Origin of the sequence: Paraburkholderia sartisoli (assembly GCF_900107685.1) — a bacterium.
GTDB classification, from domain to species: Bacteria; Pseudomonadota; Gammaproteobacteria; order Burkholderiales; family Burkholderiaceae; genus Paraburkholderia; species Paraburkholderia sartisoli.
Genome location: NZ_FNRQ01000016.1, coordinates 25090 through 39157, shown reverse-complemented (window position 1 = coordinate 39157; position 14068 = coordinate 25090). Strand labels below are relative to the sequence as shown.

At 66.5% G+C, this 14068-nt stretch carries 13 protein-coding genes; 5 read left to right on the top strand and 8 right to left on the bottom strand.

From position 1 onward, the window contains the following. The first annotated feature begins 18 nt into the window (after nucleotides 1–18). The 3 genes from BLV45_RS26615 to BLV45_RS26605 are packed head-to-tail and all read left to right on the top strand — an operon-like array spanning nucleotide 19 to nucleotide 2451. Complete coding sequence (locus BLV45_RS26615; RefSeq protein ID WP_090533830.1) at nucleotides 19–1044, top strand: amidohydrolase family protein; 1026 nt, start codon at nucleotides 19–21, stop codon at nucleotides 1042–1044. Nucleotides 1045–1046: 2 nt separating this feature from the next. Beyond that, a complete protein-coding gene (gene ligK / locus BLV45_RS26610; protein WP_090538303.1) occupies nucleotides 1047–1730 on the top strand; it encodes a 4-carboxy-4-hydroxy-2-oxoadipate aldolase/oxaloacetate decarboxylase in 684 nt (227 codons plus the stop codon). 13 nt (nucleotides 1731–1743) lie between these two features. Beyond that, entirely contained in the window at nucleotides 1744–2451 is a 708-nt protein-coding gene (locus tag BLV45_RS26605) for a substrate-binding domain-containing protein (protein ID WP_245753584.1), read from the top strand. Between the two features lie 58 nt (nucleotides 2452–2509). Here BLV45_RS26605 and BLV45_RS26600 read toward each other — a convergent pair whose 3' ends face one another. The 6 genes from BLV45_RS26600 to BLV45_RS26575 all read right to left on the bottom strand — a co-directional run bounded on the left by BLV45_RS26600 (nucleotide 2510) and on the right by BLV45_RS26575 (nucleotide 10005). Then, entirely contained in the window at nucleotides 2510–3757 is a 1248-nt protein-coding gene (locus BLV45_RS26600; protein WP_090538301.1) for a LysR substrate-binding domain-containing protein, read from the bottom strand. A 452-nt stretch (nucleotides 3758–4209) separates the two neighbouring features. Beyond that, nucleotides 4210–4722 carry an arsenate reductase/protein-tyrosine-phosphatase family protein gene (locus tag BLV45_RS26595; protein WP_090538299.1) on the bottom strand — a complete coding sequence of 171 codons (513 nt, stop codon included), beginning with the start codon at nucleotides 4720–4722 and terminating at the stop codon, nucleotides 4210–4212. Nucleotides 4723–4989: 267 nt separating this feature from the next. Beyond that, nucleotides 4990–6156 carry an MFS transporter gene (locus BLV45_RS26590; RefSeq protein ID WP_090538297.1) on the bottom strand — a complete coding sequence of 389 codons (1167 nt, stop codon included), beginning with the start codon at nucleotides 6154–6156 and terminating at the stop codon, nucleotides 4990–4992. Next, on the bottom strand, nucleotides 6153–6947 hold the full coding sequence (locus BLV45_RS26585) for a DeoR/GlpR family DNA-binding transcription regulator (RefSeq protein WP_090538295.1): 795 nt from the start codon (nucleotides 6945–6947) through the stop codon (nucleotides 6153–6155). Before BLV45_RS26585 ends, BLV45_RS26590 begins: the two co-directional genes overlap by 4 nt. A 135-nt stretch (nucleotides 6948–7082) precedes the next feature. Continuing rightward, complete coding sequence (locus tag BLV45_RS26580; protein WP_090538307.1) at nucleotides 7083–7361, bottom strand: DUF1488 family protein; 279 nt, start codon at nucleotides 7359–7361, stop codon at nucleotides 7083–7085. A 103-nt stretch (nucleotides 7362–7464) separates the two neighbouring features. Next, on the bottom strand, nucleotides 7465–10005 hold the full coding sequence (locus tag BLV45_RS26575) for an adenosylcobalamin-dependent ribonucleoside-diphosphate reductase (protein ID WP_090538292.1): 2541 nt from the start codon (nucleotides 10003–10005) through the stop codon (nucleotides 7465–7467). Nucleotides 10006–10294: 289 nt separating this feature from the next. Between BLV45_RS26575 and BLV45_RS26570 the strand changes: the two genes are divergently transcribed. Continuing rightward, nucleotides 10295–10792, top strand: a complete 498-nt coding sequence (locus tag BLV45_RS26570) for a thioesterase family protein (protein ID WP_090538290.1) — start codon at nucleotides 10295–10297, stop codon at nucleotides 10790–10792. Between the two features lie 7 nt (nucleotides 10793–10799). Here BLV45_RS26570 and BLV45_RS26565 read toward each other — a convergent pair whose 3' ends face one another. Then, nucleotides 10800–11087, bottom strand: a complete 288-nt coding sequence (locus tag BLV45_RS26565; RefSeq protein ID WP_090538288.1) for a DUF3331 domain-containing protein — start codon at nucleotides 11085–11087, stop codon at nucleotides 10800–10802. 375 nt (nucleotides 11088–11462) lie between these two features. Between BLV45_RS26565 and BLV45_RS26560 the strand changes: the two genes are divergently transcribed. Further along, complete coding sequence (locus tag BLV45_RS26560; protein ID WP_090538286.1) at nucleotides 11463–12536, top strand: AI-2E family transporter; 1074 nt, start codon at nucleotides 11463–11465, stop codon at nucleotides 12534–12536. Here BLV45_RS26560 and BLV45_RS26555 read toward each other — a convergent pair. Beyond that, the gene (locus BLV45_RS26555) at nucleotides 12478–13686 is read right to left on the bottom strand and encodes an OpgC domain-containing protein (RefSeq protein ID WP_090538284.1); all 1209 of its coding nucleotides are present in this window, start codon (nucleotides 13684–13686) and stop codon (nucleotides 12478–12480) included. The genes BLV45_RS26560 and BLV45_RS26555 overlap by 59 nt on opposite strands. Between the last annotated feature and the right edge of the window lie 382 nt (nucleotides 13687–14068).

Genomic DNA, 14068 nt, shown 5'->3' with positions numbered 1-14068 from the left:
CAGTTGTCAGGAGCGACGATGATCATCGATATTCACGGCCACTACACCACCGCGCCAAAAGCGCTGGAGGCGTGGCGCAACCGCCAGATCGCGGGCATCGGCAGTCCTTCGGAGACGCCGAAGGTCTCCGAGCTGCAGATCAGCGACGACGCGCTGTGCGAGTCGATCGAAAGCAACCAGCTGAAGCTCATGCGCGAGCGCGGCCTCGACCTGACCATCTTCAGCCCGCGCGCGAGCTTCATGGCGCATCACATCGGCGACTTCCAGGTCTCGAGCACGTGGGCCGCGATCTGCAACGAGCTGTGTTACCGCGTGAGCCAGCTGTTTCCCGAGCACTTCGTGCCCGCCGCGATGCTGCCGCAAAGCCCCGGCGTGGACGTCGCCACCTGCATTCCCGAACTCGTCAGATGCGTGGAGCAGTACGGCAACGTCGCGATCAACCTCAATCCGGACCCGTCGGGCGGCCACTGGACGAGCCCGCCGCTGTCGGACCGCTACTGGTACCCGGTCTACGAGAAGATGGTCGAGTACGACATCCCCGCGATGATCCACGTGAGCACAAGCTGCAACGCGTGTTTTCACACCACGGGCGCGCATTACCTGAACGCCGACACGACCGCGTTCATGCAGTGCCTGACCTCCGACCTGTTTCGCGACTTCCCCACGTTGCGCTTCGTGATCCCGCACGGCGGCGGCGCGGTGCCCTATCACTGGGGACGCTTTCGCGGGCTGGCGCAGGAGCTCAAGAAGCCGCTGCTGAAGGACCATCTGCTGAACAACGTCTTCTTCGACACGTGCGTCTATCACCAGCCGGGCATCGACCTGCTCACGCGTGTCATTCCGGTCGACAACATCCTCTTCGCCAGCGAGATGATCGGCGCGGTGCGCGGCATCGATCCGCAGACGGGCCACTATTTCGACGACACGAAGCGCTATATCGAGGCCGCGCATGTCGATGCGGACGAGCGTTACAAGATCTACGAGGGCAATGCGCGTCGCGTGTATCCGCGCCTCGACGCAGCACTGAAAACGAAGGGGCTTTGATCATGTATGAACTTGGTGTGGTGTATCGCAACATCGAACGCGCGGACGGCGACGTCGCCACGAAGCTCGGCGCGCTCGGTTCGGCCACCGTCCACGAGGCGATGGGCCGTGTCGGTCTGCTCAAGCCTTATATGCGCCCGATCTATGCCGGCGCGCGCACGGGCGGCACGGCCGTCACGGTGCTGCTGCAGCCGGGCGACAACTGGATGCTGCACGTCGCGGCCGAGCAGATCCAGCCGGGCGACATCGTCGTGGCGGCGGTCACCACCGACTGCACCGACGGCTACTTCGGCGACCTGCTCGCGACAAGCTTCAAGGCACGCGGCGCACGCGGGCTCATCATCGACGGCGGTGTGCGCGACATCAGCGAGCTGGCCGCGATGCGGTTTCCGGTGTGGAGCAAGGCGGTGTCCGCGAAGGGCACCGTCAAGGCGACGCTCGGCTCGGTGAATATTCCGGTGGTGTGCGCCGGGGCGCTGGTGAGCCCGGGCGACGTCGTCGTCGCGGATGACGATGGCGTGGTCGTGGTGCCCGCTGCATGGGCGCACACGGTGCTCGAGAAGGCCGTGGCGCGCGAGGCGAACGAAGGCCAGAAGCGTGCGAAGCTGGCCTCGGGCGTGCTTGGTCTGGACATGTACAGCATGCGTGAGCCGTTGCAGCAGGCCGGCCTGCGCTATATCGACTGAGAAGGCGAAGAACATGGCCATCGGTCAAACCATGCATGAGCCGGTCACCGGCATTTCCTCGATGGCCACGCGCGAGATGCTGGCTGAACTGATCCCGGAATACGAGCGGCTGTCGGGGCGATCGGTGATCATCGAGTCGGTGGGCGGCGTCGCCGCTGCCCGGCGCGTTCAGGAGGGCGAGCCGTTCGACGTCGTCGTGCTGGCGGCCGACGCACTCGACAGGCTCGCCGAAGCCGGCCGGATCGATTCCGAAGGCCGGGTTGGCGTGGCCCGTTCGGGGGTGTCGGTCGCGGTGGCGGCCGGGGCGCCGTGGCCCGACATCAGCAGTGAAGCGGCCGTTCGCGACGCGATACTGGCCGCACGCAGCATCGGCTATTCGACGGGCCCGAGCGGGGTGTACCTGAGCCGGCTGTTCGAGCGCTGGGGGATCGCCGGGACCATCGCGCCGCGCATCGTGCAGGCGCCGCCCGGTGTTCCGGTGGGCACGCTCGTCGCGCGCGGGGACGTCGAAATTGGTTTCCAGCAGTCGAGCGAGTTGATGCACGTGGCGGGCATCGATGTGCCCGGACCGCTGCCGCCTGAAATCCAGATCGTCACGGTTTTTTCGGCGGCCCTCTGCACGGCATCCAGACAGAAAGATGTGGCGAAGGCGCTGCTGTCGTTTCTCGCCTCGCCGCAGGCCGATGCGGCGAAGCTTCGTCACGGGATGGAGCCGGCTTGAGCGAACGACCCTCGCCGCTGCCACGCTGCCACACAGCCGTGAAGCCGCCTTGCGGCATTCAGATATGCGCGGCGCCGACCGTGCGCGCGACGTCGACCACCGAAAGACGGATCGCATCGATCAGCGCCCGCGCAGCCGGAGACGGACTGCCCGTCGCGCGCGCGGTCAGTCCGATCTCGCGCCGAGTGTTGTGCAGCTTCGCGTCGAGCACCACCAGCTGGCCGGACTGGATTTCATAGTTCAACTGCTGCGCCGATAGCACGGCCACCATGTCCGTGCCGAACAGCAGTCCGCGAATCACCGCGAGGTCGGCGGTCTCGACTGTCGGCATCGGCGGCTTCAGCTTGATCCGCTTGAACTGCGCTTCGAACAGCGCGCGCGTCGGCGCGTTGCTGCGCGGCAGAATCCATTGCACATCCCGCATGCCGGTGATCGTCAGATCGCGCGCCCGCGCGAGCGGATGGTCGCGGCGCGCCAGCACCACCAGATCTTCCGAAGTCAGCCGCTCGTTTTTCAGGCCGCTGCTGGCGTCGTTGTTGCGCAGCGCGCCGAGAATGAAATCGATGTCGCCCGCGCGCAGGCTCGCGACCAGCACTTCATAGGCGCTTTCGTCGGTGACGACGCGCACGCCAGGATGCTGCGCGCTCATCCGCGCGATCGCTTTCGGCAGGATCAGCGTGCGGCCGAGCGGCAGCGCGCCGACGGTCACCGCACCCTGGATCTTGCCGTGCAACGCGGCGATATCGTCGGGGACGTGCCGCAATTCGTTCAACGCGCGGCGCACGTGCAACAGAAACGTTTCGCCCTCGACCGTAAGCAGGATGCCGCGCGGACTGCGGTGGAAGAGACTCACGCCAGAGCCGCTTTCCAGCACGCGAATCGCGGCGCTCACGGCGGGCTGACTGATGCCGAAAGCCTTCGCCGCGCTCGGCATATGCCGGTGACGCGCCAGTGCGGTCAGCAACTGAAGCCGCCGGGTGTTGAGCAGCCAGGCGGGCAGGGCGCCTTCAGCCGCTGGCCGCCTGCGCGCCTGTCGCGCGGCGCACCACTGCGCGAGCTCCTCCAGTTCCACGAAGATCCGCTCGCACCGCTGAAGGACGGCCCGGCCGACGGGCGTCGGAAGCATGCCCGACGGGCCACGGTCGAAGAGCGGCTCGCCGAGCGCCAGTTCAAGCTCCTGGATGGAACGCGTCACGGCCGATTGCGCGCGAAAGAGCGCGGCGGCGGCCCGCGTCGCGCTGCCCGTTTCGGCGACGAGCCTGAACGCGCGCAGTTGTGCCAGGTTAAGAAGTTCCTTGTTGCTCATGAAGGGTGCGGCGACTGGCGGACCTGGGTTGACGGAGCACGCCCGACGTGTGGTGGAAGGGTATGCGTTACACGTTCGGCGATTGCGCGAATGGTGTTTTCACGAGGCGTTGCCGTGGTGATCGCGGGTTCGTTCAGCGCGTGGGCGAATACGTGATCGACGGCTTCAGTATAGCGATGTGCTTGTATTCGCACCACGCCTTGACACCGCTTTGCGATTTCGTGGCGACGCCATCTGTTTTATTTATGCCGCGCGGTAACAGGGTGCCGTTCAGGATGACAGGTGTCCGTATCACGACCGGTTCGTTCCTGATGCCAGATCGCGGGCAAACCGGTCTTCGCCACCTGTTCCGGTTGTCGAATGCACCCGCGCCGGGAAGGACCGCTATCCGGGCGGCGACCGTCATGCCATCGCGCTCGCTCCGCATCGAGCGGGGCCGGGCACGCGCCGGGCTAACCCGTGCATAGCATCTCGTTCGCATCGGAGACCGGCGCGGCGGCCGTCGCGAAGTCCGACGCCGGCAAGGCGTCGAGCGGCGACGTCATGAACACAGTGACGCGGCGCACGATCTGCCAGAACACTTTTTCGAAAGCGCGCGAGCGTCCGGCTTCCGTCATGTCCTGCGCGAGCGGATCGGCGAAATTCCAGCGGATCGAGCGCGGTGTACCCGGGAACGCCGGCGCGTGGAGTCCGTCGACGCAATCGTCCATCGCGATGACGAGGTCCATTCGCGGCGCCCAGTCGCCCGTGAATTCATGCCAGCTTTTAGGGCTGAGAACAGCCAGGTCGGACACACCCGGCCGCAGTTGCGCGATGGCCAGCGCATGCACTCGCGCGGCAGGCGTTGCGCCCGCGCTGAATGCCTCGAACCGGTCGCCTGCCAGTTCGCGTAGCAGTGCCTCCGCCATGATGCTGAGAGACGCGTTGTCCCGACAGAGAAACAGCACCCTGTATTTTATGATCACCCTCTTACCCCGTTTTGCGCATTTTCTGGTTATAGCGGGATTCTGCCGGGTCAGTTTTACATGCCCGCGACAGAAAGATGACCTGAGATAATTCTGCCGTCAATCAGGCCTTCTCCTTTCTGTCCGGGATTCTGTCGAAAGTTCTGTCAGAGCGCGACACGCGGTCCTGCCGGAAGCCTGTTGCCATTGCTGTTGCCATTGAGCCCTGGTGCGATCTTCCGAAGTCCGCACGCCCCGCGTCGGGTCCGCGGGCGTGGCATTCGTTCACTAAACCTGGTTCGCCGCGGTCGCGGCCGCGATGCGCGTGCCACCCACGGCCCGACCGCCGACGAAGCAGACCACCAGCGCGGCAAACACGAGCACGCCCAGCGCGAGCCGCAGGCCGAACACGCCCGCGCCGAAGCCGATCAGCGGCGGCCCGATCAGAAAGCCCGCGTAACCCGCCGTGGCCGCCATCGATACGCCGATGGCCGGCGTCGGCGTCGAGCGTCCCGCCGCGCTGAAAATAACCGGGACGATGTTGGCCAGCCCCACGCCGACCATCGCAAAGCCGGCGCATGCGGTCAGGATGTTCGGCATGCCCAGCACGAGCGCGAGCCCGGCTGCCGCGATCAGACCGCCCGTCGCGACCACTCTCGCCGGCCCGAAGCGGTGAACCGACACGTCACCGATCACCCGGCAGGCCGCCATCGACAACGCGAACGCGGAATAACCGAGCGCGGCCGTGCTGGCCTCTCCAGCGAGCGTGGAACGCAGGAACACGGCGCTCCAGTCGGCCACCGCGCCCTCGACCATCATGCACAAAAACGCGAGCGCGGCGAGCTTCATGACGCCCGTGCCGGGCAACGCGAATCCGCCGGCCGGCGCGCTTGCGCGCGGCCCGACGTCGCGCAACGCGAACACGGCGGCGCCCAGCACGAGTGCAGCGATGAACAGGTCGGGCAGCGCAAGACCGCCCACGACGCCGACGCCCGCCTTCTGGAGCATTCCGCCCGTCGCCGCGCCGAGCAGGCCGCCCGCACTCCACGCCGCATGAAACGAGGACATGATCGGCGCGTTCCATTGCGTCTCGATGGAGCTGGCGTGTCCGTTCATCGACACATCGAGCGCGCCGTTCGCCGCGCCCAGCACGAGGAGCACGAGACACAGCACCGCGAGGTTGGGCATGAGCGCCGGAAGCGGCAGCGCGACGACAAACGCGACGCCGAGCAGGGCGGTCGCGCGGCCGCTGCCGACGCGCGGCGCGAGCCGGCCGGCGAGCGGCATCGCGACGATCGCGCCAAGCGCGAACGCGAAGAGCGCAATGCCGAGCGCGGCGTCGCCGAGGGCGAGACTCTCCTTGATGCGCGGGACTTCGACGGCCCACGCGCCAATCCCGAAGCCGTTGGCGAGAAACACCGCCAGCGTCGCAATACGTTCGTTGACGGGTTTCATGATGCGGCCACCCTCACGGTATCGAAAGCCGCTTTGAGACTCGCCAGCCGCGCGGCCGGAAGGTCCGCTTCGACGATCAGGAAGTCGACCGCCGATGCGGGTGCGACGACGTACGGCGCGGCGGTCATCAGTTTCTCCGAGGTCATCGCGATCGCGACCTGGCTGCTCGCTTGCACCATCGCGCGTTTGAGTTCGGCTTCCTCGGCTTCGAAGGCCGCGATGCCTTCGGTCGGGTCGAGCGCGCAGGCGCCGAGAAAACACAGGTCGGCGCGAATCTGCTGGATCTGGAGCAGGGCGGTCGCGCCGGTCGCGCCCGCGGTGCGCCGGCCGACGCGACCGCCGACGAGAATCACGTCGAAGCCCGGCCGCTCCTGCATGCACATGCAGGCTTCCGGTGAGTTGGTGATGACGGTCAGATCCGCGTTGTCCGGCAGCGCCTGCGCGATCGCGACGTTGGTCGAACCTGCGTCGAGAAAAACGATCTGCTTCGGCTTGACGATCGACGCCGCGACCCGCGCAAGGCGCGCCTTGCGATCGACGCTTTCGCGCATCCGGACCGACGCGGCTACGCCCGCCGGCGAGATCAGGATGGCACCGCCATAGACCCGCTTGCAGTGACCCGCGCCGGCGAGATCGCGCAGATGCCGGCGCACGGTGTGCTCGGAAGTCTGGAGTTCGGTCGCGAGTTCGGAGGCAAGCACCCGGCCCTGCGCCTGAAGCCGCGCCAGAATCAGCCGTTCCCGCTCGTCGGGAAGAAGCCCTTCGATCGCATCCTGCCGTGTTCGCTGCATGTCTTCGCTCCGTTTTGCCTCGTTGCCCGATCCATGAATCGGTCTAAAACGAGCAAAATGTATCGTAAACGAGCAGAGCGGGCAACACAAAAGCGACTGGCCCGGCGGGGCCAGTCGCGAAGCTGCATGGATCGATTAGTGCAGGACGGTCCTGAATTCGTCGACGTCCAGCCTGATCGGCTCTGCTGGCTGGAAGGACCTTCGGTATTCCGCGACCTTGAGGATTTCGTACAGCCTGTCTTCGAACGCGACGAGCAGGTCGGTGCGCCGCCGGCTCGCGGCGCCGCACCAGGTCATCAACGCTTCGGCGCTTACTTCGAAAACCTGCGCGCGGTCGTCAAAACACACACGAAAGGCGACTGTTGCGCACTCCGTCACGCAAGGCCGGAACGCTTCATCAACATAGACCGACATGGCGATCTCCCAATACGACACTCCCAGGAGAACAGCATGACAGCCTGGTCAATCCAGTCTGTGGGACAACCGCCATTCGTCGCGAGGTTCCTGGTCGACCCGCTTAACCGCACGCGCCGATTTCCCCGCAAGCCGTGCAAAAATCGCAGCCGTCCTTTCTGATGACGGCGTTCGCGCCGCAGTAGTCGCACTTGCTGCCGAGCATGGCCGGCGCGGATGCGGGCATGCTGGCGGCCGTCGTGCTGGCACGCGTGCCGGCGGGCTCGCTGCGCGGCGCATTCGCCGTCGCCGCGTGCGTGGTGTCGACCATCTTCCCGCGCGGCAGCCGTGCGAGGACGCGCGACGGCACCTGGTTGCCTTCCGCGTCGAGAAAACCGCGACGGTGCAGGATCTGCTGGATCGCGTAGCTGAGCGCCGCGACTTCCGAATCGTGCCAGCGCGGCGAACGATGCCCGTCGGGGCGCTGCACTTCGCCAAGCCGCACCTGGCCGCGATCCCACGAGACCTTCCGCATGTCCTGCAGATTGCGCGCGATGAACCCCCCGCGCGCCGCGAGCGACAGCGAACGCATCGTGGCCGTGATCCATTGCTGCGATTCGTCGCGCTGGCCGGCCGGGATGAAGATCTCGATCGGCCGCTCGATGGTGACGTCCTCGCCGGCAAGGCGCCCCGTGACCTCGATGAACGACACCGCCACGTACAGCGACTTCTTGCCGGTCTGCGTCAGGTATTCGACCTTTTCGATGATGGCGGGCAGCTCGCCCCTCGGGCGATGGTCGAGCGTGACGCGCAACGGGTCGAGATCCGCCGCGCCGGGCACGTCGTCCGCCGCGCTCGCCGCGACGGGCTCGACACTCAGCACCGCGCCGAGCGTGTCGTTGGGACGATACGTGGCGAGCCCTTTCAGCCCGCTTTTCCACGCGTCGAAATAGAGGCTTTCGAAATCCTCGAACGGATAATCGGCGGGCACGTTCACTGTCTTCGAAATCGACGTATCGATGAAGGGCTGCACGGCCGCCATCATGTCCAGGTGGTCGCGCGCGGACATCTCCAGCGCGCTGACGAAATAGCCGGGCAGCGCGCCGACGTCGCCGCCGAGTTCGCGATAGAGACGCCATGCGTGATCTTCGACCGCGAACTGCTGGCGGCTGCCGTCGGCCATGATCTTCATGCGCGTGTAGGTCCACGAGAACGCGGGCTCGATGCCGTTCGACGCGTTGTCCGCGAACGCGAGGCTGACCGTGCCGGTCGGCGCGATCGAAAGCAGGTGGCTGTTGCGGATGCCGTGACGGCGGATCGCATCCCTGATGTCGTCAGGTAGCCGTGAGGCGAACGTGCCGTCCTCCAGATAGCGCGCCGCGTCGAAGAGCGGAAACGCGCCGCGCTCGCGCGCGAGTTCGACCGATGCGCGATACGCCTCGTCGCGCATCAGCCGCGCGACGCGGGCCGCGAAATCGCGGCCTTCCTGCGCGTCGTAACGCAGGCCGAGCATCACGAGCGTGTCGCCGAGACCCGTCAGGCCGACGCCGATACGCCGCTTCGCCGCGGCCTCGTCGCGCTGCTCGTCGAGCGGCCAGAGCGTGACGTCGAGCACGTCGTCGAGAAAACGCACCTGCGTGCGCGTGCGCTGCGCGAGCGCCTCCCAGTCGAACGACGGCGTGCCGCCGTGCATCTGCGCAAACGGATCGACGACGAAACGCGTGAGGTTGAGCGGTCCCAGGTTGCAGCAGCCGTATGCCGGCAGCGGCTGCTCGCCGCACGGGTTGGTGGCGCGGATCGTCTCGATCGCGCGCAGGTTGTTGTCCTCGTTCATGCGCGAGACGAACACGACACCCGGTTCGGCGACGTCATACGTCGAGCGCATGATCTTGTCCCAGATCTCGCGCGCGGGTTGCCCGGCGTAGATCCAGTAGCCGTCGTCGCGCTGGCGCAGGTCGCCCGCCGCGCGCATCGCGGCGGAAGGCTCCGCGCGATGCACGAGTTGCCACGGCGCGTTCGCTTCGACCGCGCGCATGAACGCGTCCGTCACGGCGACCGACACGTTGAAGTTGTTCCAGCGTCCCTTCGAATGCTTGGCTTCGATGAATTCGATGAGGTCGGGGTGATCGCAGTCGAGCACGGCCATCTGCGCGCCGCGCCGCGAACCGGCGCTCTCGACGGTGCGGCACGACGCGTCGAACACGTCCATATAGCTGCACGGGCCGGATGCCGAGGAACTGGTGGTGTGGACGCGCGCGCCGCGCGGACGGATCGCCGAAAAGTTGTAGCCGACGCCGCCGCCGCGCCGCATGGTTTCGGCGGCCTGCAACAGTGCGACGTAAATGCCGGGCAGGCCCTCGTCGTCGACGCCCTGGATCGAGTCGCCGACCGGCTGCACGAAGCAGTTGATCAGCGTGGCCGCGAGGCCGCTGCCCGCCGCGCTCATGATGCGGCCGGCGCCGAGCGCGCCATGCAGCAGGTTGTCGACGAAACGGGCCTCGATCACCGGCCGCAGCGCTTCCGGCTCCGCCATCGCGACGCCGCGCGCGACGCGCCGGTAGACGTCGCCGACCGTCTGCTCGTCGCCCTTGGCGTATTTTTCGAGCATGACGTCGGTGGAGAATTGTTGCGGAGCAATCGATAGCGTTGGATCGTTTTCTGCCATGGTCCCATCCCAAGCGGCGTTGCGTGGATGATGCGGTGCGGTGTGATACAGCGGAATCGGCGGCGCGCGGTGTCGGCGGCGCGATCCGCCTCACGGTACCCCACACGGGCGCTCGCCGCAATCGCCCGGCTTGCGCGCTATCAAATGTGATCGAGACGCCGGCGAGCACTGATGCAAGCGCGTACGGCCATCGGCGGATGGAAGCCGCACCGAATGCCGTCGACCGTTTACGATGTGCCTGACGGGCGGATTCATCGCAGCCCGGACCGGAACAGAACAGGACAATCCCATGCCCGACGAAACGCCGCTGGTTGTGTATCGCGACAGGGTCCGCGCCGAATGGGTGGACTACAACGGCCATTTACGCGACGCGTTCTATCTGCTGCTGTTCAGTTACGCGACGGACGTGCTGATCGACCAGATCGGACTCGACGACGCGACCCGCCGGGCGCGCGCCCGGTCGATCTACACGCTCGAGGCGCACGTCAATTATCTGCACGAGATCAAGGAAGGCGCGCCGGTGCGCGTCGATGTCCGCGTACTCGCGCACGACGCGAAGCGGCTGCATGTCTATCTGGAGATGTTGACCGACGCCCGGGCCGAGCCCGTGGCGACGGGTGAGCAGATGCTGCTGCACGTCGACACATCGGGCCCGAAGGCCGCCGCGTTCGACGCCGACATCGTGGCGCGCATCGACGCGCTCGTGCAGGCGCAGTCGCGGGCGAACCTGCCGCCGGCGACGCACCGCGCCCGCGCGATCGGCTTGCCGTCGCCACGGCCGCGATGAAACCGGATCAGGCGTCGAGCAGGTTACCGAGGATTTCGGCGGAGATCATGGCCGCCGCGTTCGACGGCGCGGGGCGCTCGGCCGGTTTGAAGACGGCGTCGCCGCGGCGGATCTTGCTGCGCGAGAGCGCGCAGGTGCCCGACGTGTGCGCCGAGCGGCGGCGCCAGCGTTGCTCGCCGTAATGGCAGCGGCCCGGTTCGACCCAGCGGATGACCAGTGCCGTGTCGGAGCGCTCGAGAATCTCGATGTGTACGCCATCTGTTCCGCTCAGAGGTAAGGACGCTATGGTCTGCATGGTCGGCTCCGTTGTGTGGTGTGCCCGAATGTAGTCCCGCGCGCGCAAGAAGAACATTGTGTACACGTTGAAACACCGTTCCACGATTAGCAACAATGGTGCCATATCAGCTTTGCGGAACGAAACGATGCGGCTCGACGCCCCGTCTCGCGCGATATGGCCTGTTTTTGCAACGCAGTGTTGTTTCGGGCGCGATATCCGGCCAGCGCCTGGCGACATGTCGAGGCGGCTTCACGGTCAACCTGCTGCCCTACGCCGGGCATCCTTTAAGATGCAGGATCGCTTCGTGCGTCGCTCTTTCGGAGGGCGTTTTTCCTTCAGGCCGCGTCGCGCGCCGTTTTCGTCCGCCGTTATCCTGTTCGGCACCGAGGTCTCATGAACCAGCGTCTACCCACATCGCCCGACTCGCAATCCGGCCGCCAGAAAGCCCAGAAGATCGGACTGCAGGTGCTGTACGTCGCGCTTATGCTGCTTGCGCTGTGGATCGTGCGTTCGTTCATCCCCGCCGTGGTCTGGGCGAGCGTGATCGCGATCGCGCTCTGGCCGCTCCTCAGGCGCGTGGAAAGCCACAACCTGTTCCAGGGCCGGACGACGGTGATCGCGTTCGTGTTTACGGCGGCGGTCTCTGTGCTGGTGGTGCTGCCGATCGGGCTCGGTATCGGTCAGGCGCTCAACGAAGCGCACGACCTTCTTGCGTGGTTTCGCGACGCCCAGGAAAACGGCGTTCCGGTGCCGGACTTCGTCGGCCATCTGCCGTTCGGCGTCGCCCAGGTCACGGCCTGGTGGCAGACGAACCTGGAACAGCCGCTACGCGGCTCGGCCGCGATGAAAGGCCTGCACAGCGACGCCGTGCTGACCTTCGGGCGGCATTTCGGCGCGCGTGCGGTGCATGTGCTCGTCGTGTTCGGCTTCATGCTCGTGACGCTCTTCATGATCCTGCAGGCCGGTCCGAAGCTGTCGGATACGCTGCTTACGGGCGCGCGGCGCGCGTTCGGTCCGGAAGGCGCGCGGCTGATCCAGCGCATGGCCGGCGCGGTGCGCAGCACGGTAACGGGTCTCGTGGTGGTCGGGTTCGGCGAAGGCGTGCTGCTTGGGATCGTCTACGCGATCGTCGGCGTGCCGCACGCGGCGCTGCTTGGCCTCGTGACCGCCGTCGCGGCGATGCTGCCGTTCTGCGCGCCCATCGTGTTCTGCTGCGCGGCGCTCTGGCTGTTCGCGCAAGGCTCGGTCGCGGGCGCGATTGGCCTCGCCGTGGTCGGCTTCGTCGTCGTGTTTGTCGCGGAGCATTTCGTGCGGCCCGTGCTGATTGGCGGCTCGACACGGCTGCCATTTCTGCTCGTGCTGTTCGGCATTCTGGGCGGCGCGGAGACGTTCGGCCTGCTCGGCCTCTTCATCGGCCCGGCGTTGATGACGGTGCTGATGGTGCTGTGGAACGACTGGATGCGCTAGCCGTGTCGATTGGGCGCGCGATGTGTGCAAGGCCCGCGATGCCCGCCGCGCGATCCGGCTGACGGCTCACGCACGACGCGACGAACCGCGAAACCGGCTCCGTCGCCCATGCGACGAACAGCAGCGAGCCGACCGCGATCGCGTCGGCGGCGAGACCGAGCGGGACGTCGAGCAGGCCATCGGTTGCCTGATACAGCAGCGAATCGACGACGAGCGAAATCACGGTTCCCGCGACGAAACACACGAGGCCCTTGCGGCCGATCAGGCTGATCCACGGCAGCCTTTGCGCGATCTTGCTGGCCCAGCCGAAGCGCACCAGGTCGGCGACGAGCCACGCGATCGCCAGAAAATTCAGCGCCCGCAGCCCCATGAGATTCTGTTTGAAACCCGCGTCGAGCGGCGCGGTTTCGATGGCGAGCTTGTAGTACGCCGCCGCCCCGACGCCCCCTGCGGCCAGCAGGGTGACGACCCAGCCCCAGCGACGCGCGGCCACGCGCTGATAGACCGGCTGGCAACGCGCGATCACGCCCAGTACGAACATCAACTGCCACGCGAGCGGGTTGAAGTCCCACGGTGTGTCGCCGACGCCCGGCAGCCAGCCGGCCAGATGCGGCGCGCCTGCCCACAGCGCGACGCTGCCCGCGAGCAGCAGCCACGGCTTGCTGCGCGCGAGCGGCAGCACGACGGGCACCATCAGCGCGAAGAACGCGTACATCGGCAGCACCGACGCCAGATACGGCTGACGACGGAACAGCAGGATCTCGCCGAGCGACGCGAGCGGCGCGTCGATCAGGTCATCGAGATCGTTCGTGGCGAGGTTCGGCGCGTCGACGCTGAACGCGACCATCACGGCGCTCACGAGCAGCATCAACCCCGCGGTGACGAGAAACGCACGGTAAATCTCGAGCGAACGCTTGAGAAAGCGGTTGCGGGCGACGGCGTCGGTGCGACGTTGCGCAAGCGCGGCATACGCGGTCGCGGTGGCGAACCCGCCGAGGAACACGAACACTTCCGCCGCGTCGCACAGCGCATAGGCGTGCAGCGTGAAACGCGACAGGATGCTGCCGCCGATGTGATCGACCACGATGATGAGCAGCACGAGCCCACGAAAGAAATCAAGTTCGACGAAACGGTGTTGCGACTTTTGCATAGGTGTTGCCAGAACGGTCTCACGCGCGACGCACGCGAGATGCGTGACCGTCAGCGTGAGGTTTGCTGAAAAGGGGGAATGGTATCGCATGCGCTGCCGGCAGGTCGGCCAAGGCGCGACGCGCGAGGGAATGCGATGAAGAGCAGCGCAAGCCGGTTGGGAAAGGCGCGACGAACCGGCAGGCCCGGTATGACCGACTGCGCGCGGCGCCGGAAGTTCCTTGAGCACCGATATCGACGGATGCCCGGGGGATCTGAACGGCGCCTCGACGTTTGGCGAGAACTGCATGGGTATTGGCTGAAAACCCTTCGCCCTGGAATCTAGTATTCGAGCCTCGTTCAAGCGAGGCCTGGACCCCGTCTCAAGGGTTCGCGCCGTGCGG

Excerpts from the sequence above, each read along its gene's own strand:
- BLV45_RS26615 (WP_090533830.1), top strand. The coding sequence starts at position 19 with ATGATCATCGATATTCACGGCCACTACACCACCGCGCCAAAAGCGCTG.
- BLV45_RS26555 (WP_090538284.1), bottom strand. The coding sequence starts at position 13,686 with ATGCAAAAGTCGCAACACCGTTTCGTCGAACTTGATTTCTTTCGTGGG.
- BLV45_RS26590 (WP_090538297.1), bottom strand. The coding sequence starts at position 6,156 with ATGAAACCCGTCAACGAACGTATTGCGACGCTGGCGGTGTTTCTCGCC.
- BLV45_RS26600 (WP_090538301.1), bottom strand. The coding sequence starts at position 3,757 with ATGAGCAACAAGGAACTTCTTAACCTGGCACAACTGCGCGCGTTCAGG.
- BLV45_RS26575 (WP_090538292.1), bottom strand. The coding sequence starts at position 10,005 with ATGGCAGAAAACGATCCAACGCTATCGATTGCTCCGCAACAATTCTCC.
- BLV45_RS26585 (WP_090538295.1), bottom strand. The coding sequence starts at position 6,947 with ATGCAGCGAACACGGCAGGATGCGATCGAAGGGCTTCTTCCCGACGAG.
- BLV45_RS26560 (WP_090538286.1), top strand. The coding sequence starts at position 11,463 with ATGAACCAGCGTCTACCCACATCGCCCGACTCGCAATCCGGCCGCCAG.
- BLV45_RS26570 (WP_090538290.1), top strand. The coding sequence starts at position 10,295 with ATGCCCGACGAAACGCCGCTGGTTGTGTATCGCGACAGGGTCCGCGCC.
- ligK (WP_090538303.1), top strand. The coding sequence starts at position 1,047 with ATGTATGAACTTGGTGTGGTGTATCGCAACATCGAACGCGCGGACGGC.
- BLV45_RS26580 (WP_090538307.1), bottom strand. The coding sequence starts at position 7,361 with ATGTCGGTCTATGTTGATGAAGCGTTCCGGCCTTGCGTGACGGAGTGC.
- BLV45_RS26565 (WP_090538288.1), bottom strand. The coding sequence starts at position 11,087 with ATGCAGACCATAGCGTCCTTACCTCTGAGCGGAACAGATGGCGTACAC.
- BLV45_RS26605 (WP_245753584.1), top strand. The coding sequence starts at position 1,744 with ATGGCCATCGGTCAAACCATGCATGAGCCGGTCACCGGCATTTCCTCG.